The sequence below is a fragment of the Geoglobus sp. genome, from assembly GCF_054018175.1.
In genome coordinates this window covers 1-24,358 of sequence record NZ_JBPLZQ010000020.1, presented here as the reverse complement: position 1 = coordinate 24,358, position 24,358 = coordinate 1, and the positions used below count along the sequence as shown (strand labels likewise).

Genomic DNA, 24,358 nt, shown 5'->3' with positions numbered 1-24,358 from the left:
CGGGCTCGGGAGCGGTACGCAGATGAGCCTCGCTGTTGGCAGGGCGTACTGCCTGCTTAACGGCATAGACATGCCCGTTCGGGAAATGGCAAAGTTCACAGGCAGGGGCGGCACGTCTGGCATCGGAGTTGCCGCGTTCGAGGTGGGGGGGTTCATAGTCGACGGCGGTCACTCGAGGAGAGAAAAGCAGAACTTTTTACCGTCGTCCTTCAGCAGGGCCGAACCCGCTCCCGTGATATCGAGACTCGAGTTTCCTGAGGACTGGGACATTTACCTGTTCATCCCCGAGGGAAAGGGCTTTTACGGAATGAGGGAGAAGGACCTGTTCGAAAGGAACACGCCAGTTCCGCTGCAGGAGGTAAGGGAGCTGTCACACGTGATCCTGATGAAGCTCCTGCCGTCAGTGGTGGAGAGGGATCTCGACAGCTTTGCGGATGCAGTTTACAGGATACAGCACCTCGGATTCAAGAAGGCAGAGATCATGCAGTACGGCGAGGTGATCCGCGGGCTGATAGAGGAGCTGAAAGATTACGGTGCCGCGGGAATGTCCTCCACCGGCCCGACCGTGTACTTCATAGGCGACAGGGGAGGGGTGAGCACCGGAAAAGACTACCTCTCCGAGAAGGGGTTCGACGTGGAGGTTTTGAAAACTGTAGCGAGGAACAGGGGGGCTGAAATTGAGGTATAACCTGTGGTTTGGAGTTTACGAGGACGGAAGCATCAGGAAGAGCGATAATCTCGAAAAATCGTTTCAGAACGCCTACAACGACGAGCCTTTACCATTCTCTGTAAGCGAGGTGGGGCTGAGGGTTTTGGGGGAGAGGTACTACCCCACGCTTAGGAGAGTCGCGATAAGCGTGGCTCAGGCCGCTGTCGAAAGAGAGCTAAGGAGAGAGGATCGATATGTTATCGCACTGGTGAGAACGCTTGACGAAATAAACAACACTGCAAACCTGCTGGAAGAGAAGCTCAGGGAGCTGAAAGAGGTTAAGGAGAGCGAACTCGTCAGGGAGTTCGAGGAAAAGATACTCGAGCTGAAGAGATTCAGAGGATCCATTGAAAGAGAGATCGAGAGCGTTATGAGGAAGATAGCACCGAACATAAGCGAGATCGTTGGAGAGAAGGTGGGTGCGAGGCTTCTCGAAAGAGCCGGGAGTCTCGAGAAGCTGGCCGAGATGCCTGCGAGCACGATACAGGTCATAGGGGCAGAAAAATCGCTGTTCAAGGCTCTTGCGAGAATGAGAAAGGGAAGAAAGGCGAAGGTTCCGAAACACGGAGTGATATTCCAGCATCCATTCATAAAGACCCTGCCCAAAAAGAAGAGAGGAAAGATGGCCAGGTTCATGGCCGGAAAGCTTGCCATAGCGGCGAGAGTGGATTACTTTAAAGGTGAACTCAATGAAAAACTTTCCGAGGAGGTAAGGAGGAAGTATGAGCAGCTTTCAAGGAAGTGAAATTCTCCACAACGTGTTCGTTGGTGAGGTTGAGGGAAGGAGGAGGCTCTTCACGAAGTCAGCGTATCCGCCTCACTACGGGGAGAGGAAGATAGGTGAATACAGAGAGTGGATTCCGCAGAGAAGCAAGCTCGGTGCGCTTCTCATAAAAGGAGAAAGGGTGAGAATAAAGAGAAACATGAAAATGCTGTACCTCGGGTGTGCGAGCGGGACGACCGTGAGTCACATCTCAGACATTCTCGATAGAGGAATAATTTACGGCGTCGAGTACTCGGCAAAGCCGTTCCAGAAGTTTCTGGAGCTTGCTATGGAGAGGAAGAACATAATCCCGATTCTCGGTGACGCCGGAAAACCGGAGAGGTACAGCGGGATAGTTGAGAAGGTCGACTTCATATACCAGGACATCGCCCAGAGAAACCAGGTTGAAATCTTCCGCAAAAACTTCGAGTTTTTCGCCAAAGATAACGCGGAGGGGCTAATTTTCGTCAAGGCGAGGAGCATAGACTCCACAAGAGATCCGGAGGAGGTTTACGCGGGAGTTATCGAAGAACTCGAGAGGAGCTTCGACATTCTCGGGAAAGGTGACCTGGACCCCTACCACAGGGACCACATCTTCGTTTACGTAAGGTGGACGAGATGAGGCAGAGGTTCGTCCTCGACACCACGGCGATTACCGACACCGGGATGAGGGTCAAGGAGGGTTACGAAACCCTCTGCGATTCGGCAAGCGACATTCTCGACCTGATTGCGAAGGCAAGACTCAGGCTGGACATAAGCTGCTACGTACCCTACCCGTCAGTTTACACGGAGCTAACAAGCTTTTTCAAGAGGTACGGTTGCGAAAAAGAAGTATTCATAAAGCTTGACACATGGCTCGTAAAGAAAACCCCGAACAGGTACGAGGTCAAGATACCTGCGGAGATCTTTCACGAGTACATAATAACCATGCGGCAGAAAATTAACAAGGCGAGGAGGATAGCCGAGGACTTCATGTGGGAGAGCTCCGCCCTCGGCCTGAAGTACGAAAAAAAGGACGAGCTGAGAGACGAGGTGGGGGAGCTCATATCGAAGTTCAGGGACAAGTACAGGGAGGTGATGAGGCACGGCGTGCTGGACTCCTCGCCCGATCTCGACGTTCTCCTGCTTGCCAAGGAGCTCGACGCGGCAGTGGTTTCGAGTGACGAGGGGATAAGAAGGTGGAGCGAGAGAATGGGACTCAGGTTTGTGGAGGCAAAGAAGTTTCCCCGAATGCTGAGAGAATACCTGAGACTCGTGGAGGGTGATGAAGGTGAGGATTGAGAGGCCGAGAGGTACGAGAGACTTTTTGCCGGACGAGATGGAGAGGAGGAGGGCCATAGAGAACATTATGAGGAGGGTTGCGGAGAGCTTCGGGTACAGAGAAGTCGCCACTCCAACATTCGAGCATCTCGAGCTGTTCACGCTCAAGTCCGGAGAGGGCATAGTGGAGGAGATCTACGCCTTCAAGGACAAGTCCGGAAGGGACCTTGCCCTGAGGCCCGAACTCACCGCTCCGGTAATGAGGATGTTCGTCAACGAGTGCTCGGTGATGCCGAGGCCACTTAGGTTTTACTACTTCGCCAACTGCTTCAGGTACGAACGTCCCCAGAAGGGCAGGTACAGGGAATTCTGGCAGTTCGGGGTTGAGCTGATAGGGAGCGACAGGCCGGAAAGTGACGCGGAGGTAATCTACCTGGCCTACAGGATTCTGAGGGAGCTCGGAGTGGAGTTCACGCTCCACGTTGGGCACGTTGGTCTCCTGAGGGAAGTGCTGAAGGACGTTGGCGAAAAGGACAGGGCGATGAGGCTGATAGACAAGAAGGACTGGGACGGGCTGAGAAGCCTGCTGAAATCAGAGAACAGGGGCGATCTTTACGAAACGGTCGTTCAGCTCTCCAGTGCCGCAGACTTCGAGAGTGCCAAGGAAGTATTTCCGGACTTCGACTACTCGCACCTCGAAAGGGTCGCGGAAATCCTCGAATCTCTCGACGTTGAGTTCGAGCTCGATTTCGGGATCGCCAGGGGGCTCGACTACTACACGGGCGTAGTTTTCGAGATGTACGCCGAGGGTCTGGGGGCGCAGAGGCAGGTCTGTGGTGGGGGCAGCTACAGGCTGGCAAAGCTCTTTGGGGGAGATGACGTCCCTTCGACAGGATTTGCCATCGGATTCGACAGAGTTGCCGAGGTGTGCAGAGTGGAGGCTGTGAAAGGGAGAACCGCAGTCGTAATTGGATTTGGCGATCACGTCAGGGCACTAAGGGTTGCTGATGTCCTGAGGAGAGCAGGCGTCCGGGCGATTGTTGATGTCATGGGCAGAAACGTGAGGAAGCAGCTCAGCTTTGCAGACACCATAAATGCGGATTACGCAGTATTTGCTGGAGAGGAGGTTGAGAGGGGATTTATTACAGTTAAGGACATGAAGAGCGGAGATCAGGTGGAGGTGAAGCTCGAGGACGTGAGCTCGTTTTTCGGCTGACCTGTCCGGCGTTTCGGAAACAGTTATATTTCTTAAAAACAGAGTTCCACTGTGAAGCCAGAAAAGAGTTCCAGGACCGAGGGAAAGGACGTTCCCGATGAGGTGGATGAGCTGCTGGAGAAAGTCGCAAACTCCCAGCTAAGGGCAGATTACAGAAAGAGCCTCGGTAAGGAGTACGTCAGGCGGAGCTGGGACGTTGAGATAAAGAAGATCTTCAAAAAGAAGTGAGGAGCAAACTTCAGGTCTCAATCTTCCTGCACTTCCCCGCCATTGCGAGCGCCCTCTCCTTCTCGTCCCTCCCTGCGAAGTGAATGTGCAGCGGCCTGTTTCCGAGATTTTCCCTGATCTCGGCCTCTATCCTTTTTCTCTCCCTCTCGTCAGGGACGTCCCTCGATATGACGAGCACGTCGACGTCCCATGCTTTCTCCAGCTCACCCCTCGCCACACTCCCCACGAGGTAAATCTCCACATCCCTCAGCTTTTCGGCAATCATGCCCGCAGCATGACTCACCCAGCTTTCCCAGTTCCTGATGCTGTCCTCCCACCTCCTGAACTCAGAATCGACGTATTCCTCCAGCCTCCTTCCGGTCACCAGCCTGTAAACCAGCTCAATGAGGAATGAGCCGATCAGCAGTGCTGCGAAGACCTCAAGGTTTTTCGGAGAGGTTACGGCCATCCGGTACATCAGCACCCCGAGGGCGAGAAGCGTCATCAAGGCACCCATCAGCACCACTGCAGGGTTTGCCTTAATCTGGTTCCTCAGCCTGAACGCCGCAACGTTGACGGCGAGGAATATCAGGAGGAACCCACCGCTCCCTGCTATCGAAATGGACTCGAGACTCACCGTGTTCGCGAGGATGGCAGAGATCACCCCAACCACCACCAGCCCCTCGTAGGCCTGCTTCCACACCTTTCGCTCCATCCCCTCCGGCAGCTGCCCGTACTTTGCAACCATGTAGCTCGCTCTCGCGGTCCCGTAAAGCGTGGCGTTTATGGCGGAGCTTGTGGACGCGAGAGCCGCAAACGTTATCAGCCAGAACCCGAGGTCTCCAAGGACCGGCTTGGCTACAGCCGCAAGCGCGTAATCCCTTTCTCTCACGATCACGTCGAAGGGCAGAGTGCCAACAGTGACCAGAGCTATCAGGACGTAAACTGCGATCACCACGATGACTGCAGAGAAATACGCCTTGGGAAGGATGGATGGGCTCTCAACATCCTGCGCGGAGTTGGCTATGAGCTCGAACCCCTCGTATGCGAGGAAGATTATCATCCCGCCGGCAACCACGGTTACGCCATCAGGCCACGTCGAGGGAGAGAGCCTCTGCCAGTCAACAAACGTCATGCCAAGACCTGCTACCAGCAGAAGCACTGCAAGCTTGAACCCCACAAGCAAATCCTCGGCTTCACCGCTCACCACAGCCCCGTAGGCGTTCACAACCATGAACGCAAGTATGACGAGGGTTATCATGACGTGCCTGAGCACCGCGCTCTCTCCAGCGACAGCAGAGGAGTAGCTCCCGAACGCGTAGGCGTAAAGCGCTATCATTACCGTGTAGCTCAACAGCAGCATGACGTTCAGACCACCGGACAGGATTCCGGGACCGAACGCCTTTACGAGGAACTCTATCGTACCACCCCTGCTCGGGTACCTCACTGAGAGCTTCGCGTAGGAGTATGCAGTTGTCAGGGCGATAAGACCGGCCAGAAGGAATGCGAGCGGTGCGGCACTTCTGGACAGCTCGACGCTCAGGCCGAGAACCGCGAAAATGCCGCCGCCAATCATTCCGCCAACACCTATGCTGAATATCTCCCTGAACCCGAGCCTGCCTTGATCGTCGCCTGGCATGCTGAAACACCTGTCAGGGCACTAAACACGATTCCGCAAGTTAAGTCTCAAGGCCACCGGAAATACCTTCCGGTCCATGTTTTAAAGCATGCGGTTTTGGGAGGGAGTGCAGAGGATTCAAAGGGTTTTTATAAACACGGTTCACAGTCTCACCGATGAAGATCGCTCTCATTGGTGGCACGGGAAACATTGGAGAAGGGCTTGCGTTTAGGCTGAAGCTGGCAGGATACGACGTTATAATCGGATCACGAAGTGAGGAAAAAGCGAGAAAAAAGGCGGAGCACTTCAATTCACTCGTCGAAAGTCTCGGCGGGAAGGGAGACATTGCCGGGATGCTGAACGAGGATGCTTCACTCGTTGCGGATGTTTGCGTTATAACGATACCCTGGAAACACGCGTTCGAGACCGTGGAGAGGCTCAGGGAGAACCTGGCCGGAAAGATCGTTGTCTCACCAATCGTCCCCATGACTGTCGAGAACGGTGTTTTCAGGTACACGCCTCCAGAGGAGGGATCAGCGGCGTTGAAGCTCGCCAGAATCCTCGACAGGAGCAGAATAGTAGTGGCTTTCAACAACATTCCTGCCAGGAGGTTCGCGAACCCTGAAGAGAAGTTCGAGTGGGATGTCGCGGTTTGCTCCGACGACGAGGAGGCAAAGAAAATGGTTCTGGAGATCGTTTCAAAAATAAAGGGTCTCAGAGGTTTCGACGCTGGCGGCCTTGAGAACTCCGCGACCGTTGAGGCGCTGACACCACTGCTGATCAACCTCGCAAAGAGAAATAAAACAAAGGAGCTCGGAGTGAGGTTCGTTTAGGTGAGCATCTTTTCCTCCCACTCCTTCAGGTACGCCGAGCTCTTGCTCACGTCGGCAAACAGCTGCGATGCCCTTTCCACGTCCTCGACCTCGATTTTTCCGGCGTTCCTTATCTTCGCCAGCTCGTTGGCTGGAGCGAGAAGCTGAATGGCGTACCTCAGGCTGTTGTTCTCCCCGATCTCTGTGAGCATCTCGAGGGCCCTGTCGTCGATCAGCAGCCCCATCTCAGCGGCCCTCGTCTCGATGATCATCCTGATCTCCTCCCTGCTGTAGGGCTCCGTAGTTATTATGAGCAGTCTGTCGAGAAGGTCGAGCGGTATCCCGTGTGGTGATGTGTCATCCGTACCCCTTATTTTCGCGAAGCCCCTGTTTGAGGCGAGTATTATTATCGGAGCCATCTCGCTTTCCATCGCCCTGTTCATGAAGGCAAAGAGCTCGATGTCCATCAGGTGAGTCTCGTCTATGAACAGGACTCCAGGGATCAGCTCTGCCATTCCCTGCTCTATCCACTCCTTCACCTGCTCGTCAACAGCCTGCCTGATCTCGTTGTCAATCTCCCTGCTCTCAGAAGTGAAAAGACTGAATATCGTGCTCCTCTTTGCCCTCGCCTCGTCCAGATCGTGCAGGGTTACGACGTAGGTGAACTCCTTGTCCTTTTCGACACTTCCATCTGGAACCTCTACGACCTCCTCGTCATCGATGTCGAACCTCCTCTGCGAGGAGCTCCTACCGAGCCTCGTCACCCTGCCCGTCTCCTTGTCTATCACTATGACGTCTCCCTTGGAAATTCCGGCGTAGAGGAACTGCATTGCAATTCTGCTTCCAACGCTGAACCTCCTCTTCTCACTCTTTGTGGCAAGCGTCACCGTCGCAGACTCAGGAACCTTCTGGGTCGGGTTGTAGGGGTTGGGCACCATGTTGTAGTCGAGCTCGACCACCTCGCCCTCAAGCACCCTCCTCGTATCCCGGATTCTCACTCCTATGGCCTTCCTCATCGTCTGGTAAAGCGCCTCCGTTTTCTTCATCTCGCTGCTGTAGAACTCGCTCGCAGATACCTGAACGAAGGGTATGTCCCTGCCAAGCTCCTTGCTTATGGCAACGGCTATGGCCGTTTTTCCGGTTCCTGGTGGCCCGGCAATCAGTATACCCCTGCCAGCCATCTTTCCCTCTTTTATCAGTCTGACGATTATCCCTGCCGCCTCTCTCGCCCTCTTCTGCCCTACCAGCCCACCTCCCGTCTCCTTAGCTCTCAGGTTTTCATCCAGGCCCAGTCCGGTTATGTGGGAGTGAGCGCTGTACCTCTCGAACTTTGTCGCGATCTCCCTGATCTCCTCCATAACCGTCACCCAGACATCAATGGATTAGAGTTTCAATATATAGTTTTCCCACAGCAGAGGGCCGGAGCGCTCATGAGTGCGAAAGAAATATTTGATGCCCAGCCCAGATCAGACATCATGAAGAGGGAGCTGGTGTCATCCCTGCTGATAATTCTCCTCCTTATTGCTCCTGCAGCATCCCAGTTCGAGAACTTTACAGAAAGAAAAATAAAGGCCGTTGCTGTCGTAAGCGGCGAGAACAAGGGTGCGACCATAGACATCACGGTCGTTGTCACACCCGGAGACGGCAGGGTTTTCGTGTCGGTCTCTCCGTTCACCGAAATCGACATGCAGGGCAGCGCACAGCTTGCCGCCCTCACGGCGTGCGACCTGACCGGCAAGGACTTCCTGAACTACGACTTCTTCTACACAATCGAGGCAAAATCAACGATCGTCGGTGGGCCTTCTGCGGGGGCCGTGATGACCATCGCGACGATTGCTGCGCTGGAGAACCTCACGCTGAGAAACGACGTGTTCATGACCGGGATGATATACCCCGACGGAACAATCGGACCTGTCGGTGGAATCCCCTACAAACTCGAGGCAGCCGCTGACAGCGGTGCAAAGATATTTCTGATACCGAAGGGGCAGAGGTACGTCAAGGTGCAGGAGACCAGGGAGGTCAGGAAGGGGCCTTTCGTGATAATCAGCCCAGAAACGAAGACCGTGGATCTCGTCGAGTATGGAGAGAAGCTGGGCGTAAAGGTTGTGGAGGTGGAGACGATCAACGAGGCCCTCAGGTACTACGCAGGAGTGGAGCTCAGGCAGGAGGAGGGGAAGCTCACGCAGGAGAGATACTCCAACCTGATGAAGATCCTGGCAGACAAGATGAAGGAGGACGCGCTCTCACTCTATCCGGAGTTCGAAAAGGTTGCTGACAGCGACGCTAAGGAGAAGGTTGACGAAAAAATGGAGCAGGGCGATAAGCTGTACGACGAGGGTTACTACTATTCCGCAACCAGCACGTACTTCACCGCCAAAATAATGATGAGGGAGGAGATATACCGCAAAAAGATTCAGGACGATTCCTCGTTTTCGGTCGAGGTGAACGTGATAAAGGACGAGATAGACTCTGTCAGAAAGATTGCGGAGTCGTATGAGCTGGGGCTTGCGTCGTTCCAGATAATCGGAGCAGCGCAGGAGAGGCTTGCAAAAGCTGAAAACTACCTGCAAAAAGCTCAGACATCAGATAACTGGGATAGCGCGATCTCGAACCTCGCACTGGCGAAGGAGAGGGTGGAGAGTGCAAAAACCTGGATGTCCATCCTCCCGGAGATTAAAAAGGATCGCCCGATGACCAAGGACGAACTCAAGAAGAGGGCAGACTTCTACCTGAGCATGGCCGAATCGCTGTTCGTTTACTCTGAGTCCATTGGCGGGTTCAGTTCTATTCTCTACGGAGACAACTCGGCAGATGAGAGTTTAAAGCTCGCAGAGGAGCTTTACAACAGCGAGTATTACGCGGGAACTATACTGTCTGCGATAGACAGCATGGTGAAGTCGGCCATTGCCATAGAGCTCATTGGAATAGAGAGCGAGGAGGGGCTCAACCAGAAGGTAGCAGTGGCGAAGGAGGCTGCAGAGAGCGCGATAGGTGTAGCGGAAAAGTACACAGTACCGATGCTCGCCTACGCGTACTACGAGTTCGCAGAAACATCGGAGGGTTTCTGGCAGATGTACTACTACAAGCTGTCCGAGAGGATCGCCAAGACCCTGTCCACAATAGCCGGGCGGGGAGAGGTAAAGGTCGTTCAGACCGAGTACAAACCGCCGGAGATGAAGACCACACCAGAAGTGCAGACGATAGTGGAAGAGCACGTGAAAAGAATATACGGCATTCCCGGATTTGGCATTGAGGTGGCAATCATAGCAGCAGCAGGCACAGCAGTCCTGAGGAGAGGGTTGCGAAGAAGTTGACCCCCGCGTTATTCAACCACCCCTTATTTTCCAGGGTTGCTCCCAAGAGGCTGTCAATGTGAACTCCTACAAAACCCGCCACTAAAGCTGCCACCGCCTGTTCCGGAGTCAGAATTCCTGCAAGAATGGCGTACAGCGAAACGAGAGCTGAGCCGAGCAGGGCGGATAGCTCTCCCTTTAACGATACGCCCCCGCTCACCCCGGGAGAAACCCTCTTCAGAGTGGTAATTAGATAAACCCTGCTGGAGGTTTTTCCGATCTCGCTCGCCATGGTGTCCCCGAGGGCCGTCGCGAGGCTCGCTATGAACGCGACCGCGAACACGTCGTCCCTGAAATACCCGTAGTTCATTGCGAAAAACAGCGCCGGAAGGCTGTTCGCGAACACGTTCACGAAGCCCCTGGCCCCTCCTGCAGGCTCACCAATGCCGAGCAGCTCCTTCTCACGGTACCTGTACTTTGTGACGGCCGAGCCAACGGCGTAGAAAATCAGGAGGGCCGCAAAGAACCTGAAATCGGCGGTCACTATTATCAGCATCCCCGTGATGGTGGCGGCCATCAGCCCCGTCTCGTCAGCAACGCCCGATCTGTAAGCGATCAGGCTCAGCACGAAGGCAACAGCGAACCCGGCAGCAAGTTCCTGACCGCTTACGTCAATCCGGTATATGTCGAAAGCAAGCAGAACCGAGGTGTTCGTGAGCATTAGCATAACTGAGGGGCTGGCACCCCTGTTTGCGTAAACCACAAGAGTGGACCCGAGGGCTACAGTCAGAGCGATGAGGGCTCTCAGCGTTACATCCCACGGGTTTGGGTAGTACTCGAGAAACAGAAAAGCCATGGCCGCATATACAGCGATGCTGACCGAGTAGTGAGTCCTCCTTCTGAAAGACGAGACGAAAATCGCAGTGATTACCGCATATCCCGGCAGCTTTCCGAAATAAACGAGGAAGATCAGCAGAATGGAGGTCAGCAAACCCACCAAGTTGTCGTGCTCACTTCTGTCACTGAGCGAGAGAGAGTCCACATTCCTGCTCCTGTAGAGCAGGAGCGCGAGCGAAAGTCCCAGTACCTGAGCGAATCCGAGCTTTGGAAACATGTAGGCGAGCATTGCGGTAGCGGCATCCATTGGAAAGCTTTTTTAAAGCTGGCAATAAAAAGCTAACTAATGCTCAACCTTCTCTACAGGATTTACCAGCGGAAACTCGAGAGAGAGGTTAAGTCCAGGCCTGTTCCCAAGCACATTGTTGTGGTAATCTCATCAGACGAGTTCTCGTGCTGCTCTGACAGCATCCTGAGGTTCGTGAGGTGGTGCTCCAGCTTTGGGATCGAGGAAGTTACCTTTGCAGTCGACGGTGAGGTTAGTCAGGACAGTGCCGAGAGCCTGGCGAGGAAGATGGATGGCAGGGTGAGGATCATTACGGGAAACGGAGTGAAGGTGACCGGAAGCGGAGGGATAACCGTAAACCTGAACCTCGGCGTGAGGGGGAGAGAGGAGGTTCTGCGGGCGATCAGGAGCATCGCGAGGGACGTGCTGAGCGGAAAGGTGAGGCCAGAGAACGTTGACGAGGGAGAAATAGGCAGGAGACTGGTGATCCGATCCGAGCCCGACGTGATAATCAGGGCGGGGCTGAGGTCAAGGGACTTTCTCATCTGGCAGGGCATCTACAGCGAGCACGTGTTCTTTGACTCCGACTGGAAAAATTTAAGATACATCGACTTTCTGAGAATTCTGAGAGAGTATCAGAAGAGGGAGAGGCGCTATGGAAGATAGATACCTGAGGATCGTCAGAGTCATGGCAGACTACCAGTTCGGAAAGGGGGCTGGAAAGGCCCTTTTCCCAGACTCCTGCACGTTCGTCATATCTCCCAAAACCGGGAAGATCAGGCAGGTGATGGACGGGGGTGTGAGGATAGCCACCGTAAAGCCGGACAGTGGTTTGCTGTCAATAAGCGTTGAAGGGGCGAGGAGGCTCAAAATCGCCTTCCCCCGCCCAAAGCTGAGGGTCGTCGTAGACCGGAGGGTAGGAGAGTTCATAGCAAGGGGGAAGAATGTCTTCGCAAAGCACGTCATCGAGGTGGACGAGTCGATAAGGGCCAACGACGAGGTAATTGTCGTGGACGAGGACGACGAGCTCCTTGCCACCGGAAAAGCCGTGCTCTCCGCATTCGAGATGCTCGAATTCGAGAGAGGCGTGGCCGTGTCAGTCAGGCAGGGGGTGAAGAAGTGAAGAAGTACAGGCTCAGCTCAGACGGGAAGACGCTGATAGTGGCCAAGGACTCAATAGTGGACAAGCACCTGCGTTTCGACGGCACCGTTCTCGCCGGTATAATGTCCACATTCTGGGGGAACATAGAGGCGAGGGAGGTAAAGCTGTCAGGCAGGAACTTCGTCGGAGGAAATATAATCTGCGACAGGGCGATAATCGGCCCCAAAACGGAATTCAGGAGCATCCACGCCAGCGGAAACGTCATGATCTTTCCCAAGTGCAGGGGTGGGCTGGTTCAGGCGGACTCGGTGATAATAAAGGAGGGGTGCGTCATAGGAAGCGTGAAGGCCAACAGGATCATCATAGACGGTCTCGCGAAAATAGGACAGATCGAGGGAGGAAAGATCATTGCCTCGCGGGAGATATGAACCTCTCCTCGAACCTCTTTAGGTCCTCTATTCTGCCGACCACCGCTATGGTCGAGTCCTCCTCTATGACGCCGCTCTCGTACACCTTTCCGTCCTTTTCGTAGGCGAGGATCATCACGTCCTCAAAGTCTTCCACACGCTTGCCCACTATGCTGGATCCCTTTCCAATCCTGTAGGTCCTTATGTGTATGTTCTCGTAAAAAAGCCTCTTCTCGGCCTCCTCCCTGAAAATCGACGATATGACCATCTGGGAAGATATAGTCGAGATGTCCATCACGTAGTCCGCCCCAGCCATGGACATCTTCTCCCTGTACTCCGGATTGTTGCACCTTGCAAGGATGAGCAGGTCCTCCTTTTTCTTCCTGAGCATCATAATGCACAGCAGCGCATCAACGTCATTGGGAAGGGCGACGATTGCCGACGAAAACCTGTCCAGATCGATCTCCTCCCACAGGTCCTCGCTCAGAGCGTCCCTCCTCAAGAAATCCACTCCATCCATGTGGATCTCGTTCACGTCTATTGCCGTGACCTCAACATTTTTGGATAGCAGAATCTTCGCCGTCGCTCTTCCAACGTCTCCGAATCCAATCAGGAGCACCCTCAACTGATCGCACCTCCGTAAAGCTCCGTTATCCTCTCGTGGCTGCCGAAAACGAGGAGTATGCTCCCACCCCTCACCCTGTAGTCTGCAGGCGGACGGAAGAGAATTCTGCCCTCCTCACAGACGGCAACGATCTTGACACCGTAGATGTCCTGCAGCTGACCGAGGGTCATACCGGCGATTATGGACTTCTTCGGGACAATTATTTCCGTCATCCCGTGCTCCCCAAGGATGTTCTTTATGTTCAGCATCCCCCTCTCCTTCTCGAGGATCAGCTTGGCCAGCTGGGCTCCGGCAACGGACTTCGGCGTTATGACCCTCGTCACCCCAGCGTAGTGGAGATACTTGGCATAAAACGGGTCTGAAAGGATCGCTATTTTCTGCACATCAAGGTCTCTGAGTGTCAGCAGAACGTCAAGGTTTCGCTCCACGTCATCCCACATGATGACGACCGCCATCGACCTGTCTATCTTTGCGTTTTCGATGACCTCAGCACCTATGGGAGAGAGTATTACGTTGAAACCGCTTTCAATAGCCCTGACTGCCATCTCCCTCGAGTTCTCCACTATCACGTACTTCAAACCGAGTGTTTCGAGCTGTCTGCACAGAAACGGGGTTAGCTTAGTGTACCCGAACACGACTATGTGTCTCGACAGGTTAACCTCCTCAGGAACGCTCAGGAGGAACCTCCTCTCTGCCCACGGGATCACGATGTACGGAAAGGCCACTCCAAACAGAAACCCTATGCCGTAAAGCTGGACGAATATCGAGAATACCTTGCCCACGTCTGACGTGAACACGATGTCCCCGTATCCGACCGTCGTCATCGTTGTAACTACCCAGTAAAAGCCGTCCAGAATGGAAATCATCTCCCCTTCAACGGACTTCAGATAGACTGCAATGAGGGATAAATTCACGATGGAAAAAATGAAGAGGGTCGCTATAATGATGCCCCGTTTCTTCATTCAGGCTTATCCATGAGTTTGAACTTTTTAAGTATTTCTCCGTCCTTGGAGTGTGGCGTCCTGTAAACCGTGTCGTTGCCCTTCTCTATCTCCCTCGCCTCATCTGCGAGAATTGCGGCGATCCTCATCATCTCGTGGGCCGAGGCTACGAGCGGGATGTACTTCTCCGGATCCTTCTCTATGAAGCAGCCCTTCACGTCTATGTCAGCAACCTTCTCGGCTATGTAAAATGCTGCCATCGCCTTTGCCTTCGCGTAAGGGTTCTGGAAGTTCCCTGCGTTGACTGCCCTCTCCGCAGTTATCACGATCCTCGGCAGTTCGGGCGTTTCGCCCTTCTTAACTGCCTCGATGACCCTGTCGAGCTCCTGCTGGACGATCCTGAATGCTCCCGTTGCAGCGAGAACCCTGACCACATCTGCGTTGAACAGGGCCATTTCAGTGGGATCCAGGAACTCTCTCCTCGCACCAATCATCGAATCAGCATTGATGAGTATGTATCCGAAGCCCTTCTCGGCCAGCTCGTCCTTGGCCTTCTTGGCTGGAGCGTCGCTGATCACTATAACCGGCTTGCCCTCGAACGCCTCTCTCGCGGCCTTGGGGCCCGGCAAAGCTGCGTTTGGAGAAATGACGATCACAACGTCAGGATCGAACTCCTTCAGCTTTTCCGCAACTACAGCCTCTTCGGGCTGCATCTTTGCACCACTCGTTACGACCCTTACCTCGATGTCTCCCCTGTCAGCTCTCTCGTCAAGCAGGTACTCCACGAGAAGAGCCGTTCCGATTGCACCCATTTTCAGAACTCCGACCTTTACCATTCTATCACCAAAAAAGATTAAGGAACTGTGATTAAAACGTTTTCTTTTTTTACCGATACTGAAAGGGGTCAGAAAAGTGCTCTTGAGATTTTCACAACAAGCGAAGGTTTCCTGATCAGCTTTAGAACCTCTGGAATCAGCCTGAAGGCTGTCGAGGGTGCGTCCATGTGGATCACAGAAAAATCGACGCTTTCTGCAAGACCAACGAGAAACTCGTAATCCTCATCCTCAAGAACGTCGTAGAGTCTTCTTATCCTCTCCCCTGCCGAGTATTCCCTGCCGAATTCCCTCATGTAGGAGTTCCTGAACAACTCAAGATCCGGAAACGATTTTCCAAGCAGTTCTGACGCCCTGAGCAGGTAGTACATCCCTCCCCCTGTGTACGGCTTCACCATGCCAGCGGAGTCTCCGACGAGCACGGCATTCCCCCTAACGAAGTCGACGAGTCCAATGGGGATCGGCCCGGAGTTGACCTCGAATATCCGCCGTCCAGCCCTCTCGGAAACCGACGGATGTTCTTTCAGCAACCTGTCCAGGTACCTCCACGCTGTCCCCCTCGAAACAACGCCAACTCTCGCGATGTCGCTCTCGACGGGTATGGCGTATGCGAAGAATCCATCGGAGTAGCTCTTTCCGAAGTAAAGCTCGACCATCGACCTGTCGAGGGGCTCGAACTCCATCAGGTACTGCTTCCCGGAAAAAATTTCTGGCCTGTCAAAGCCAAAAGCCCTCGAAACCGTGCTCTCGGCACCATCCGCTCCGACAACGAGGTCATACTCTTCAACCTTGCTTTTTCCAGACTCGCTGAGCACAACCCTATTTCCATCCGCCCTTTCAAACCTTGTTTTCATTCTCACCTCTGACCTTCTCGACGCCTCTCTGAGAAGGAGGGCGTCGAGCACCTTCCTCTCAAGAACAACCGCCCCACTCTTGCCCACCAGCTCGGCATACCTGCCAGAGGGAGAGAAAAAGAACGCACCCCTTATCCTGTTCTGCATCGCCTTCTCAGCACCGCAGTACCTTTTGAGACCTTCAAAGCAGTCCTCGCTCACCAGACCGCCGCACTTCACCGGGAACCCTGCAGAGCCTTTCGCCTCAACGATCGTTACCTCGGACTTTTTCGAGAGGTTCAGTGCAGCGAGACTCCCGGCCGGTCCTGCGCCTACAACGAGCACCTTCAACGGGGAAAAATTTGACGGGGGAGTTAAAGATTTATCGTTTTCCTGACGGCCTCTTCCTTTGCCCCCACATCCGACATGTACTGCAGGAATATTATTGCTGCAGAAACGCTCCCACCGCCGTGAAGTGCTCCGAGGTAGTGCGAGCTCATGAGCCAGAACTCTATGAACTTGACCAGCTTCATCCTCTCCTCTGCGGTGAAGGCCTCTGAACCCTTCAGGTACTTCTCAACGTATCTGCCGATCTCCTCGCTCCTCAGGTCGAACTCAGAGGGGGCTGTTCCTGGTATCCCGCCCGCTATCTCCGCAAGGTGCCTCATGGCCTTCACAAACCCATCAACTCCGGCGATTTTCCCGGCGTTGGCCATCAGGCCGTTGGGGAGCCAGACTCCATTCACAGCCTCGCCCTTAAAGGCGGAACCCACGGCTATCGCGTGTGCTGACTCGGAAACAGCACTCATCTCACCGAGCCTCGACGTCAGGGCAGGGACCTTTTCCAGGCCATTGGCCTTCAGCATCAGGCTCGCTGCTCCCGTCATGGAATCTATGAACCCGGCCTTGCAGGACGCACCGACGCACCTGTGAGAATTCGCAAAGGTCATCAGCAGATTTCTAACGGCTTTGGTATCCCTGTAAACGAACACCCTCTCCCAGGGAACGAAGACCCTGTCGAGAACGACTGTGCACGTGGTTCTGTCTCCAAACGGATTTCCGAACTCGAACTCTCCGCCCTCCCTCTGCTTGGCCTGCACTCCCGTGTTCTGCAGGATGTACCTGACGCCCTCGTCCTCGGGTTTCAAGGCAAAGGCGACGGCAAACTCCTCCTCACCCTCCTTAAACGTCTGTCCCGGAAGGAAGAAATTCACGTCTGCCGCAAATGCCCCGCTCTGGTGTATCTTCGCACCCTCTACAACGATGCCGTCATCCCTCTCCTCAACAACCCTCACGTACATATCCCTCTGGTCTCCCGGCCTCCTGCTCCTGTCACCCTTGGGATCCGTCAGGGCAGATGTGCAGGTGTAGTCGTTCTCCTGAATTTCTCTGAGCAGTCTGAGGAACCTTTCCCGCTCTTCCCCCCTCAGAACAGCTGCAAACGCGTTTATTGCGTCGGCACCAGTGCACCTGTAGTTGCAGGTTGCGAGCCTCATGCTCAGCTCCCTCTGGTAATCGTACCTCTTGACGAGAGCTTCCGGGCTTGTGTAGAACGTGTTCAGGACGTTTACATCCTTCCCAACAAGCTCAGAGTAAACGGAGTATCCCTTTTCAATTGCGAGGTCGTAGGTGAATGCTATTGCCCTCAGGACGGGGGCAACGTTCGGGTGGTCGTAGTCGACCCTCTTCCCCCCGGCATAGATTTCGCGCGGATAGCTTTTTATCCTCTCCAGGTATTTTTCGCCATTTATCATGAAGTTAACATTTACGTAAAAGTATTAAAAGGCTTCGAAATCGATCACTTTTTCATCACGAACCTGACAATCTCTCCCTCTCTCCTCTGCTCGAGAATCTCAATCTCTTTCCTCTGGGCCCACGCCGTTATGTCGAACAGCGCAGAGGAGTCGTCACACACCACCTCAAAAATCCCTGAGTAACCCCTCGTCTCCCTCTCGAGCTTGACTATGTGACCCATGCACCTGCATCCCCTGAGGTCGACCACCTTCATGTGAAAATATAGAGAGGTTAAAAAATTAAGCGCACCTCATTCTACTTTAACCTTCTCGGCGACCCTCCTTCCAAGCTCCCTGAGCTCGTCTCTTTTCTCATGGTGGGAGAACTTGAACCTTACCGTCCCGACCACATCGAACTTCAGCGACTCGAAAACCTCAGTTATTCTGGCAACTGCTTCCCCGCTCCATCCGTAGCTTCCGAAGGCTGCGGATACCTTGCTGAATGGTCTGAGGCCTTTCATATAGGTAAGGAACTTGGCGACTGCCGGGAAGAGTTCCCTGTTCAGCGTCGGGCTGCCAACTATCAGCCCTTTGGACAGCATCACGTCGGTCATCAGCTCTGTCTCATCGGTCACCGAGATTCTGTAGATCACGTAGTCCACCCCTACCTCCTCTATGCCATCCACTATCTCCTTAACCGCTCTCTCCGTGTGGCCCCACATGGTGTCGTAGGCGATCACGATCCTCTCGTCCGCCACGCCCTCGCTCCACCTTCTGTACTTCTCGACGATTTCAGGTATTCTCTTCCTCCAGATTATTCCATGCGAGGGGGCGATGACGTCGATCTCTATCCCCATCGAAGCTATGTCGTCGAGAACCTTCTTCACCTGCCTGCTGTAGAGCAGCACTATGTTCGCGTAGTACTTGGCACTCTCCCTGTATATCAGCCCCATCTCCTCGTCACTGAACTCGTCGTCGAACCTTTTGTGGCTGGCGAAGTGCTCCCCGAATGCGTCGTTTGAAATCAGAACCCTGTCATCAACCACGTAGGTGGCCATGCTGTCAGGCCAGTGAACCATGGGAGTCTCTATGAACGTGAGAGTTTTGCCGACATCGAGCCTATCCCCGGTCTTAACCACAACACACTCGCGATCTATTCCGTAGGCCTCAGCGAGACCGTTTTTCCCCCGTACGTTGGTCACAAGCTTTACTTCAGGATACCTCTCCAGAACCGCCTTCACGCTGCCAGCATGGTCCATCTCTATGTGGTTGACGACGAGGTAGTCGAGCCTGTCAACGCCGAGTTCGTCGAGCCTGTCGAAAAGCTCTCCTTCAAAGCCAGCCTTAACCGTGTCAACGAGGACGGTCTTGTCAGACTTTATCAGGTACGCGTTATATGTCGTCCCGAATTTCGTCGTGTAGCCGTGGAAGTTTCTGACGTTCCAGTCCACGGCCCCGACCCAGTAAATGCCGGGTTTGATCTCCGCATACATTCAAACCACCTCAAAAAATTGGAAAAAAGAGCGGGTTACTCGATCTTTTCAAAATCTTCCTTGCTCGCCCCACACACGGGGCAGACCCAGTCGTCAGGGAGGTCCTCCCACTTGGTCCCAGCCGGGATGTCGTTGTCGGGATCTCCCTCCGCCTCATCGTACACGTATCCACAAACCTTGCACTGATACTTCGCCATTTCACTCCACCTCTATCTCCTTTTCAGACTCCCAAACACCGTGCAGGTTGCAGAAGGCACGAGCCCTCAGCTTCCTCCTGCCACCGTGACTGTGAGTTGCGCTCACCCTGAACACGACGCTTGGAGCGCTGACAACGGGCTGAAGCTCAACCCTGGCGACAGGTGTGTCGTCGAGAAGGAGCTCCATCCAGCCGAAGTAGTGGCCGTACTCATTTGGGTGTGCCAGATACACGCCCGTCTCCACCCTAACCTCAAACTGCTCACCGGCCTTAACATTTTCCGGCGCAGAAATGACCGGGGTGTGTTTCTTTTCAAGATCGGTCATTTCGTCGGGGTTCTGGCTCTTCGCCCTGTTCACCCCGCAAAACAAATCGTTCTCACAGCTCATTCAATCACCTTGTTCACCAATAATAACGCGAAATTAATAAAACTTTCCGTTTTTTGTTTCTGCCCGCAAACTTTTATTCGACAAGCAAACTAAACTGTGCTGATGAAAAAACGGGTAATTTCCAAATACGAACGGAAAAATTACAAAAACGGATGTCAGCGTTACTCCTTTTCTACGAGTTTGTAACTCTTCACGGCGAGCTGGTGGCTGAGACCGTCCTTAACGATCTCCGAGTCCAGGATCTCGATCCTCTTTTTATACAGGGGAGCATCAAGCACGAGGGACTCGTACTCTCCACCCTCCCCGGCGACGTTAACACCGTACTTCTCGCTCAGCTTTCTGAGCCTCGAAATCAGGTCTTCGTCAATCCTCCTTCCAAGGATGCTCTCGTCGAGGCCCATCGCAGAAACCTTCACAACTATGGCATTGAACTTCTGGCTTACCTCCCTGAGAATTTCCTCCTCGTCCATGTGCCAGAGGGGTGAGATCAGCTCGACGTTAAGGCTCTCGGCAACGTATTCGAACCTCCTCTTCTGGTACTCACTCCCTATTCCTCCTATGACTATGCCGTCCACATCGAGAACGGATAGCTGTTCCGAGAGTTCGTCGACCTCCATCTCCTCCACCCCGCTGACGAACACCTTGAAAAGCGGCTTCTCGAGGGCCATGGCTATGGCATCCGTCAGCTCGATGTTTGCCGTGTGGAACATGTAACTGTCGGGGTTTCTGGAGAATATTGACACGAGACAGGCTATCTCGTGTTCCTCGCCTGCCCTGTGGAGCGCGAGCATTGAGTCCTTACCGCCCGAAATCAGACACGCGACCCTCATCAGAAAAACCTGAACCTCACACCCTTTCCGAGCTCCACAGCCCTCTCGTAAACGAGAGTTGCGGTGGCTATGTCCTGTATCGCAAGCCCTGTCGAGTCGAAAACTGTGATCTCCGAGTCGTTTTCCCTTCCGCTCTTAAGCCCTGCAACAACCTCTCCTATGGATGCGTGGATGTCTTCTCTCGACAGCTCGCCCCTCGAAACCGGCACGTTTATCTCCCCGCTGTGCAGGGCCTGCTCGTAATCGTCAACCACCACCTTGGCTTTCCTCAGGATTTTAGGATCGAGCTCCTGCTTTCCAGGCGCATCAGCACCAATCGCGTTGATGTGAGTGCCGTCCTGTATCCAGTCCGCCTTAACGACTGGTTCTCTCGAAGGAGTTGTCGTAGTCAGCACGTCGCACCTGCAGGCCCTCTCGATACCAACGACCTCCGCATCCACTCCGTAGTCAGAGAGAAACTCCGCAAACTTCTCTGCAACACTCCGGTTTACATCGTAACACAGAGCGCTCTCTACGTCAAAAACCTCCTTAAGCGCGAGAAACTGCGTTCTGGCCTGCATACCACATCCAACGAAGCCAAATGTTCTGCTGTCTCTTCTCGCGAGGTGTTTGGCCGCGATTCCGCCTGCAGCTCCCGTCCTCATGTTGGTTATGTGCGTCGCATCCATTACTGCAAGCGGAAACCCAGTCTCGGGATCGTTGTATATCAGGAGCGCCATCACCGTCGGAAGGCCCCTCTCCCTGTTGAAGGGGTGAGAGTTCACCCACTTGATTCCCGCGTGCCCCTCTATGTACGCGGGCATCGCTCTGAGATCGCCCTTCTCGAAAGTGAGGTAAATCTTCGCTGGCATCTGGGTCAAACCCCTTCCGTGAAGTTCGAACGCGTGCTCGACTGCCCTCATGCACATCTCCATTGTGAGTATTCTCTCCACATCCTCCTGCGAAAGGATGAGTGTTTCCATGGTACTACTCCTCCTCGCCAGAACTTAAATTTATCCAGTAGCTGTCGTTCTCGACGTAGTTGTACTTGAAGACAAGAATCCTCATGTTTCCTTCAGCAAAATGCACCTTCCCGGGTTCACACAGCAGCACGTCACCGCACCTCACCTCGTACACCTCGTCGCCGATTCCGATCCTTCCCTCGCCCCCCACGACCACAAAAACCTCGGTCTGGACCCTGTGGTAGTGTTTGTCAACCCTCCCGCTGATTTCGACCATCTGGACGAACGTTCTCTCGTCGAAAACGTGCATCCTCGAAACCCTGTAATTTCCCCTCACCTCCCAGTCAACCGGCTCGAGCCTCACAGTCTCACCTGCACAGCCCTCTCTATGCCACCTCTCGCCACGATGACTCCACTCGAATTCCTCCCCTGGACGGATATCTGGCCGATATCAACAAGAATTACATTCCCGTCCCTGCTGAACGCAAATAACCCGTTTTCTCTGACGAACTCCGCGAAAACGACGCTGCCGGTCCTGTCCTTCGTCCTGAAACATATCACGCCCTGACCTCCCCTTCCGATCTTTCTGAATTCCTCGACAGGCGTCCTCTTTCCGTAACCCCTCTCAGACAGGATCAGAATTTCCCCGCCACTTCCGCAGTCCATCCAGGATATCTCGTCACCCTCCTTGAGCCTGATTGCCCTCACGCCCCTCGCACTCCTGCCGTACACAGGCACGTCTGAAACGTCAAACCTCGCCAGCATCCCGTTCATTGTCGAGATTATTACCTCTTCTCCGGCTGCAGGCTTCACAGCAAGAATCTCACCCGTGACGGCAGTAATTCCTGCCCTCTTGGCGTTCGCAAATTCTTTCAGCTCAACCGCCTTTATGTGCCCGTCTCTCGTCAGTATGATTGCCCTGCCCTCGAACTCGTTCACAGAGATTGCCGAAACCACGTACTCGCCGTTCTCAAGCGCGATCAGGTGCCTCAGGTTTCCACCCCTCGCCGTCCTCTCCATCTTCGGTATCTCGTATGCGTTAACCCAGAACGCCCTGCCCCTGTTGCTGAAAAGGATCAGCCTGTGAGTGGAGTTCACGAGTCCGACGAAGGTTATGGTGTCATCGCTCTTCAGGTTGACTCCAATAACTCCAGACCCTCCCCTTCCCTGGGCCCTGAAGGACTTCAGATCTACCCTCTTCGCGTAACCGCTCCTCGTAATGACCAGCAGGTTTTCCTCCTCGGCAATCAGGTCCTCCTCAGTTATGTCGTCAGCGCTCCTCAGGATCCTCGTTCTCCTCTCGTCACCATACCTGTCCCGGATTTCCTGAGTCTCCCTTATTATTATCTCGTCAATCTTCGCCCTGCTTTCCAGAATTGACCTGAACTCTGCAATCCTCCTCTTCAGCTCCTCGTACTCCTTCATGAGGGAGTCTATCTCCATGGCAGTCAGCTTCTGAAGGCGCATCTGCAGTATTGCGTCTGCCTGCTTTTCAGACAGCTCAAACCTCTCCATCAGCCGTTCCTTCGCTGCCGAAACGCTCTCAGACTTTTTGATAATCTCTATGGCCTCGTCGATGTTCTCAACCGCGATTTTCAGACCCTCGACAATGTGAAGCCTGTCCTCTGCCTTTTTCAGTTCAAATTCCGTTCTCCTCCTTACGATTTCTCTTCTGTGCCTGACGAATTCGGCTATCAGATCTTTCAGGCTCAGAACGACCGGCTGGTTGTCAACAAGTGCGAGGTTGATTATGCCGAAGGTCGTCTGCAGCTGGGTGTACTTGTACAGCTTGTTTATCACCACCCCAGGGTTTGCTCCGCTTTTTAGCTCGACGACGACACGTATTCCTTCCCTGTCTGACTCGTCCCTCACGGACCTTATTTCGTCGATCTTCCCGTCCCTCACAAGCTGAGCGATCTTCTCCACGAGGTTGGCCTTGTTGACCTGGTAGGGGACCTCCCTTATGATTATCGCGCCGTCCTCTATTTCCACCCTGCCGCGGACTGTTATCTTCCCCCTGCCGGTTCTGTATGCCTGCCTTATTCCCTCAACGCCTACTATCACACCTCCAGTCGGGAAGTCGGGGCCTTTGACATACCTCATCAGCTCGTCAACGCTTATGTCCTCGTCATTTATGTAGGCGATTATCGCGTCGCAGACCTCCCTCAGGTTGTGAGGGGGCATGTTCGTGGCCATTCCAACCGCAATACCGCTGGAACCGTTAACGAGAAGATTTGGAAACTTCCCAGGAAGTGTGACCGGCTCCTTCAGAGTCGCGTCGAAGTTTGGCACGAAATCGACAGTGTTCTTGTCTATGTCCGCCAGCATCTCCTCGGCGATCCTGGTGAGTCTCGCCTCGGTGTAACGCATCGCCGCCGGCTCATCCCCATCGATGCTCCCGAAGTTCCCCTGACCGTCCACGAGAGGGTACCGCATGTTGAAGTCCTGCGCCATTCTGACGAGGGCGTCGTACACAGCAGAGTCCCCATGGGGGTGGTACTTACCGAGAACGTCTCCAACAATCCTGGCTGACTTCCTGTAGGGCCTGTTGCTGAACAGCCCCATCTCGTACATCGCGTAAAGGATCCTCCTCTGAACCGGCTTCAGCCCATCTCTAACGTCCGGAAGAGCCCTGCCGACTATTACGCTCATTGCGTAGTCGATATACGAGCTCTTGAGCTCCTCGTTAAGGTCTCTCACAACCTCCATCAAACCACCTCTACCCTCGAAGAGAGAAGGTTATCGCGAAGCAGAAGATCGAAAATCCCACCGTCCCTCAAAACAGCTCTCGCAAGGGACACGAGCTTCGCACCGCTCTCGATCATTCTCCTCGCCGACTCCACGTCACTGACTGAGTTGTTACCAATCGTGTTTCCCGTGGACGAGATGGCCCTTACGAGCTCGTAGTCTGCCCCACCTCCGGGAATCATCGCATCCACATGAACCATGAAGGCCCCGGAGCTGAAAAGCCTCTCAGAGAGAGAGACATAGTCGATGTCGAGGCCGCCCCTTATCTTGACGATCACATCCGAGT

General features: G+C 54.1%; 28 protein-coding genes. 11 read left to right on the top strand and 17 right to left on the bottom strand.

Features of this window, described 5'->3' with window-relative positions:
* From ACXJJC_RS01605 to ACXJJC_RS01580, 6 genes are all read left to right on the top strand, one after another.
* The coding region (locus ACXJJC_RS01605; RefSeq protein WP_456368870.1) for a beta-ribofuranosylaminobenzene 5'-phosphate synthase family protein at positions 1-688 on the top strand (688 nt) is incomplete at its 5' end.
* Positions 678-1,454: an NOP5/NOP56 family protein gene (locus ACXJJC_RS01600; protein WP_456368869.1), complete on the top strand. Its 777-nt coding sequence runs from the start codon at positions 678-680 to the stop codon at positions 1,452-1,454. The genes ACXJJC_RS01605 and ACXJJC_RS01600, both read left to right, overlap by 11 nt.
* Positions 1,432-2,094 carry a fibrillarin-like rRNA/tRNA 2'-O-methyltransferase gene (locus tag ACXJJC_RS01595; protein WP_456368868.1) on the top strand — a complete coding sequence of 221 codons (663 nt, stop codon included), beginning with the start codon at positions 1,432-1,434 and terminating at the stop codon, positions 2,092-2,094. The genes ACXJJC_RS01600 and ACXJJC_RS01595 overlap by 23 nt, the downstream gene beginning before the upstream one ends.
* On the top strand, positions 2,091-2,753 hold the full coding sequence (locus tag ACXJJC_RS01590) for an RNA ligase partner protein (protein ID WP_456368867.1): 663 nt from the start codon (positions 2,091-2,093) through the stop codon (positions 2,751-2,753). Before ACXJJC_RS01595 ends, ACXJJC_RS01590 begins: the two co-directional genes overlap by 4 nt.
* Positions 2,743-3,948, top strand: coding sequence for a histidine--tRNA ligase (gene hisS / locus ACXJJC_RS01585; RefSeq protein WP_456368874.1), 1,206 nt, complete (start codon positions 2,743-2,745; stop codon positions 3,946-3,948). The genes ACXJJC_RS01590 and hisS overlap by 11 nt, the downstream gene beginning before the upstream one ends.
* 51 nt (positions 3,949-3,999) lie before the next feature.
* Positions 4,000-4,176: a hypothetical protein gene (locus ACXJJC_RS01580; protein ID WP_456368866.1), complete on the top strand. Its 177-nt coding sequence runs from the start codon at positions 4,000-4,002 to the stop codon at positions 4,174-4,176.
* A gap of 10 nt (positions 4,177-4,186) precedes the next feature.
* On the opposite strand, the gene ACXJJC_RS01575 is transcribed toward ACXJJC_RS01580, so the two are convergent.
* A complete protein-coding gene (locus ACXJJC_RS01575) occupies positions 4,187-5,794 on the bottom strand; it encodes an amino acid permease (RefSeq protein WP_456368865.1) in 1,608 nt (535 codons plus the stop codon).
* A 155-nt stretch (positions 5,795-5,949) separates the two neighbouring features.
* Here ACXJJC_RS01575 and npdG point away from each other — a divergent pair, with 155 nt between their 5' ends.
* The gene (gene npdG, locus ACXJJC_RS01570; RefSeq protein ID WP_456368864.1) at positions 5,950-6,606 is read left to right on the top strand and encodes an NADPH-dependent F420 reductase; all 657 of its coding nucleotides are present in this window, start codon (positions 5,950-5,952) and stop codon (positions 6,604-6,606) included.
* On the opposite strand, the gene ACXJJC_RS01565 is transcribed toward npdG, so the two are convergent.
* Complete coding sequence (locus ACXJJC_RS01565) at positions 6,603-7,943, bottom strand: RuvB-like helicase (protein WP_456368873.1); 1,341 nt, start codon at positions 7,941-7,943, stop codon at positions 6,603-6,605. The genes npdG and ACXJJC_RS01565 overlap by 4 nt on opposite strands.
* A 117-nt stretch (positions 7,944-8,060) precedes the next feature.
* Here ACXJJC_RS01565 and ACXJJC_RS01560 point away from each other — a divergent pair, with 117 nt between their 5' ends.
* Entirely contained in the window at positions 8,061-9,899 is a 1,839-nt protein-coding gene (locus ACXJJC_RS01560) for a S16 family serine protease (protein WP_456368863.1), read from the top strand.
* Here the strand turns inward: ACXJJC_RS01560 and ACXJJC_RS01555 are convergent.
* Positions 9,847-11,022 (bottom strand): TIGR00297 family protein, encoded by a 1,176-nt coding sequence (locus ACXJJC_RS01555; RefSeq protein WP_456368862.1) that lies wholly within the window; start codon positions 11,020-11,022, stop codon positions 9,847-9,849. The two genes, ACXJJC_RS01560 and ACXJJC_RS01555, sit on opposite strands and share 53 nt — an antisense overlap.
* 39 nt (positions 11,023-11,061) lie before the next feature.
* On the opposite strand from ACXJJC_RS01555, the gene ACXJJC_RS01550 reads away from it, so the two are divergent.
* Genes ACXJJC_RS01550 through ACXJJC_RS01540 form a run of 3 tightly spaced genes read left to right on the top strand, consistent with a single transcriptional unit; the run spans position 11,062 to position 12,531 of the window.
* Entirely contained in the window at positions 11,062-11,667 is a 606-nt protein-coding gene (locus tag ACXJJC_RS01550; RefSeq protein WP_456368861.1) for an undecaprenyl diphosphate synthase family protein, read from the top strand.
* Complete coding sequence (locus tag ACXJJC_RS01545; protein WP_456368860.1) at positions 11,657-12,124, top strand: PUA domain-containing protein; 468 nt, start codon at positions 11,657-11,659, stop codon at positions 12,122-12,124. Before ACXJJC_RS01550 ends, ACXJJC_RS01545 begins: the two co-directional genes overlap by 11 nt.
* On the top strand, positions 12,121-12,531 hold the full coding sequence (locus ACXJJC_RS01540) for a bactofilin family protein (RefSeq protein ID WP_456368859.1): 411 nt from the start codon (positions 12,121-12,123) through the stop codon (positions 12,529-12,531). Before ACXJJC_RS01545 ends, ACXJJC_RS01540 begins: the two co-directional genes overlap by 4 nt.
* On the opposite strand, the gene ACXJJC_RS01535 is transcribed toward ACXJJC_RS01540, so the two are convergent.
* The 14 genes from ACXJJC_RS01535 to ACXJJC_RS01470 form a co-directional block, all read right to left on the bottom strand.
* Complete coding sequence (locus ACXJJC_RS01535; protein ID WP_456368872.1) at positions 12,509-13,129, bottom strand: potassium channel family protein; 621 nt, start codon at positions 13,127-13,129, stop codon at positions 12,509-12,511. The genes ACXJJC_RS01540 and ACXJJC_RS01535 overlap by 23 nt on opposite strands.
* Positions 13,130-13,131: 2 nt before the next feature.
* Complete coding sequence (locus ACXJJC_RS01530) at positions 13,132-14,097, bottom strand: potassium channel family protein (RefSeq protein ID WP_456368858.1); 966 nt, start codon at positions 14,095-14,097, stop codon at positions 13,132-13,134.
* Entirely contained in the window at positions 14,094-14,912 is an 819-nt protein-coding gene (locus tag ACXJJC_RS01525) for a F420-dependent methylenetetrahydromethanopterin dehydrogenase (protein ID WP_456368857.1), read from the bottom strand. The genes ACXJJC_RS01530 and ACXJJC_RS01525 overlap by 4 nt, the downstream gene beginning before the upstream one ends.
* Before the next feature lie 68 nt (positions 14,913-14,980).
* A complete protein-coding gene (locus tag ACXJJC_RS01520; protein WP_456368871.1) occupies positions 14,981-16,087 on the bottom strand; it encodes a geranylgeranyl reductase family protein in 1,107 nt (368 codons plus the stop codon).
* 29 nt (positions 16,088-16,116) lie between these two features.
* Positions 16,117-17,496 (bottom strand): 4-hydroxyphenylacetate 3-hydroxylase N-terminal domain-containing protein, encoded by a 1,380-nt coding sequence (locus tag ACXJJC_RS01515; RefSeq protein ID WP_456368856.1) that lies wholly within the window; start codon positions 17,494-17,496, stop codon positions 16,117-16,119.
* A 44-nt stretch (positions 17,497-17,540) separates the two neighbouring features.
* Positions 17,541-17,750 (bottom strand): sulfurtransferase TusA family protein, encoded by a 210-nt coding sequence (locus tag ACXJJC_RS01510; protein ID WP_456368855.1) that lies wholly within the window; start codon positions 17,748-17,750, stop codon positions 17,541-17,543.
* Positions 17,751-17,786: 36 nt separating this feature from the next.
* Positions 17,787-18,968, bottom strand: coding sequence for an FprA family A-type flavoprotein (locus tag ACXJJC_RS01505; RefSeq protein WP_456368854.1), 1,182 nt, complete (start codon positions 18,966-18,968; stop codon positions 17,787-17,789).
* A 35-nt stretch (positions 18,969-19,003) separates the two neighbouring features.
* On the bottom strand, positions 19,004-19,165 hold the full coding sequence (gene rd / locus ACXJJC_RS01500; protein ID WP_456368853.1) for a rubredoxin: 162 nt from the start codon (positions 19,163-19,165) through the stop codon (positions 19,004-19,006).
* A 1-nt stretch (position 19,166) separates the two neighbouring features.
* Positions 19,167-19,553 (bottom strand): class II SORL domain-containing protein, encoded by a 387-nt coding sequence (locus ACXJJC_RS01495; RefSeq protein ID WP_456368852.1) that lies wholly within the window; start codon positions 19,551-19,553, stop codon positions 19,167-19,169.
* 161 nt (positions 19,554-19,714) lie between these two features.
* Complete coding sequence (locus tag ACXJJC_RS01490) at positions 19,715-20,383, bottom strand: diphthine--ammonia ligase (RefSeq protein ID WP_456368851.1); 669 nt, start codon at positions 20,381-20,383, stop codon at positions 19,715-19,717.
* Positions 20,383-21,345, bottom strand: coding sequence for an alanine dehydrogenase (gene ala / locus ACXJJC_RS01485; RefSeq protein ID WP_456368850.1), 963 nt, complete (start codon positions 21,343-21,345; stop codon positions 20,383-20,385). Before ala ends, ACXJJC_RS01490 begins: the two co-directional genes overlap by 1 nt.
* Positions 21,346-21,349: 4 nt before the next feature.
* Positions 21,350-21,688, bottom strand: a complete 339-nt coding sequence (locus ACXJJC_RS01480; protein ID WP_456368849.1) for a cupin domain-containing protein — start codon at positions 21,686-21,688, stop codon at positions 21,350-21,352.
* A complete protein-coding gene (gene gyrA, locus ACXJJC_RS01475; protein WP_456368848.1) occupies positions 21,685-24,033 on the bottom strand; it encodes a DNA gyrase subunit A in 2,349 nt (782 codons plus the stop codon). Before gyrA ends, ACXJJC_RS01480 begins: the two co-directional genes overlap by 4 nt.
* On the bottom strand, positions 24,033-24,358 hold a 326-nt coding region (locus ACXJJC_RS01470), incomplete at its 5' end, for a beta/alpha barrel domain-containing protein (RefSeq protein WP_503421134.1). The genes ACXJJC_RS01470 and gyrA, both read right to left, overlap by 1 nt.

Coding starts and splice junctions, on each gene's coding strand:
- ACXJJC_RS01595 (WP_456368868.1), top strand. CDS start 1,432: ATGAGCAGCTTTCAAGGAAGTGAAATTCTCCACAACGTGTTCGTTGGT.
- ACXJJC_RS01590 (WP_456368867.1), top strand. CDS start 2,091: ATGAGGCAGAGGTTCGTCCTCGACACCACGGCGATTACCGACACCGGG.
- ACXJJC_RS01575 (WP_456368865.1), bottom strand. CDS start 5,794: ATGCCAGGCGACGATCAAGGCAGGCTCGGGTTCAGGGAGATATTCAGC.
- npdG (WP_456368864.1), top strand. CDS start 5,950: ATGAAGATCGCTCTCATTGGTGGCACGGGAAACATTGGAGAAGGGCTT.
- ACXJJC_RS01565 (WP_456368873.1), bottom strand. CDS start 7,943: ATGGAGGAGATCAGGGAGATCGCGACAAAGTTCGAGAGGTACAGCGCT.
- ACXJJC_RS01560 (WP_456368863.1), top strand. CDS start 8,061: ATGAAGAGGGAGCTGGTGTCATCCCTGCTGATAATTCTCCTCCTTATT.
- ACXJJC_RS01555 (WP_456368862.1), bottom strand. CDS start 11,022: ATGGATGCCGCTACCGCAATGCTCGCCTACATGTTTCCAAAGCTCGGA.
- ACXJJC_RS01550 (WP_456368861.1), top strand. CDS start 11,062: ATGCTCAACCTTCTCTACAGGATTTACCAGCGGAAACTCGAGAGAGAG.
- ACXJJC_RS01545 (WP_456368860.1), top strand. CDS start 11,657: ATGGAAGATAGATACCTGAGGATCGTCAGAGTCATGGCAGACTACCAG.
- ACXJJC_RS01530 (WP_456368858.1), bottom strand. CDS start 14,097: ATGAAGAAACGGGGCATCATTATAGCGACCCTCTTCATTTTTTCCATC.
- ACXJJC_RS01525 (WP_456368857.1), bottom strand. CDS start 14,912: ATGGTAAAGGTCGGAGTTCTGAAAATGGGTGCAATCGGAACGGCTCTT.
- ACXJJC_RS01515 (WP_456368856.1), bottom strand. CDS start 17,496: ATGATAAATGGCGAAAAATACCTGGAGAGGATAAAAAGCTATCCGCGC.
- ACXJJC_RS01510 (WP_456368855.1), bottom strand. CDS start 17,750: ATGAAGGTGGTCGACCTCAGGGGATGCAGGTGCATGGGTCACATAGTC.
- ACXJJC_RS01505 (WP_456368854.1), bottom strand. CDS start 18,968: ATGTATGCGGAGATCAAACCCGGCATTTACTGGGTCGGGGCCGTGGAC.
- rd (WP_456368853.1), bottom strand. CDS start 19,165: ATGGCGAAGTATCAGTGCAAGGTTTGTGGATACGTGTACGATGAGGCG.
- ACXJJC_RS01495 (WP_456368852.1), bottom strand. CDS start 19,553: ATGAGCTGTGAGAACGATTTGTTTTGCGGGGTGAACAGGGCGAAGAGC.
- ACXJJC_RS01490 (WP_456368851.1), bottom strand. CDS start 20,383: ATGAGGGTCGCGTGTCTGATTTCGGGCGGTAAGGACTCAATGCTCGCG.
- ala (WP_456368850.1), bottom strand. CDS start 21,345: ATGGAAACACTCATCCTTTCGCAGGAGGATGTGGAGAGAATACTCACA.
- gyrA (WP_456368848.1), bottom strand. CDS start 24,033: ATGGAGGTTGTGAGAGACCTTAACGAGGAGCTCAAGAGCTCGTATATC.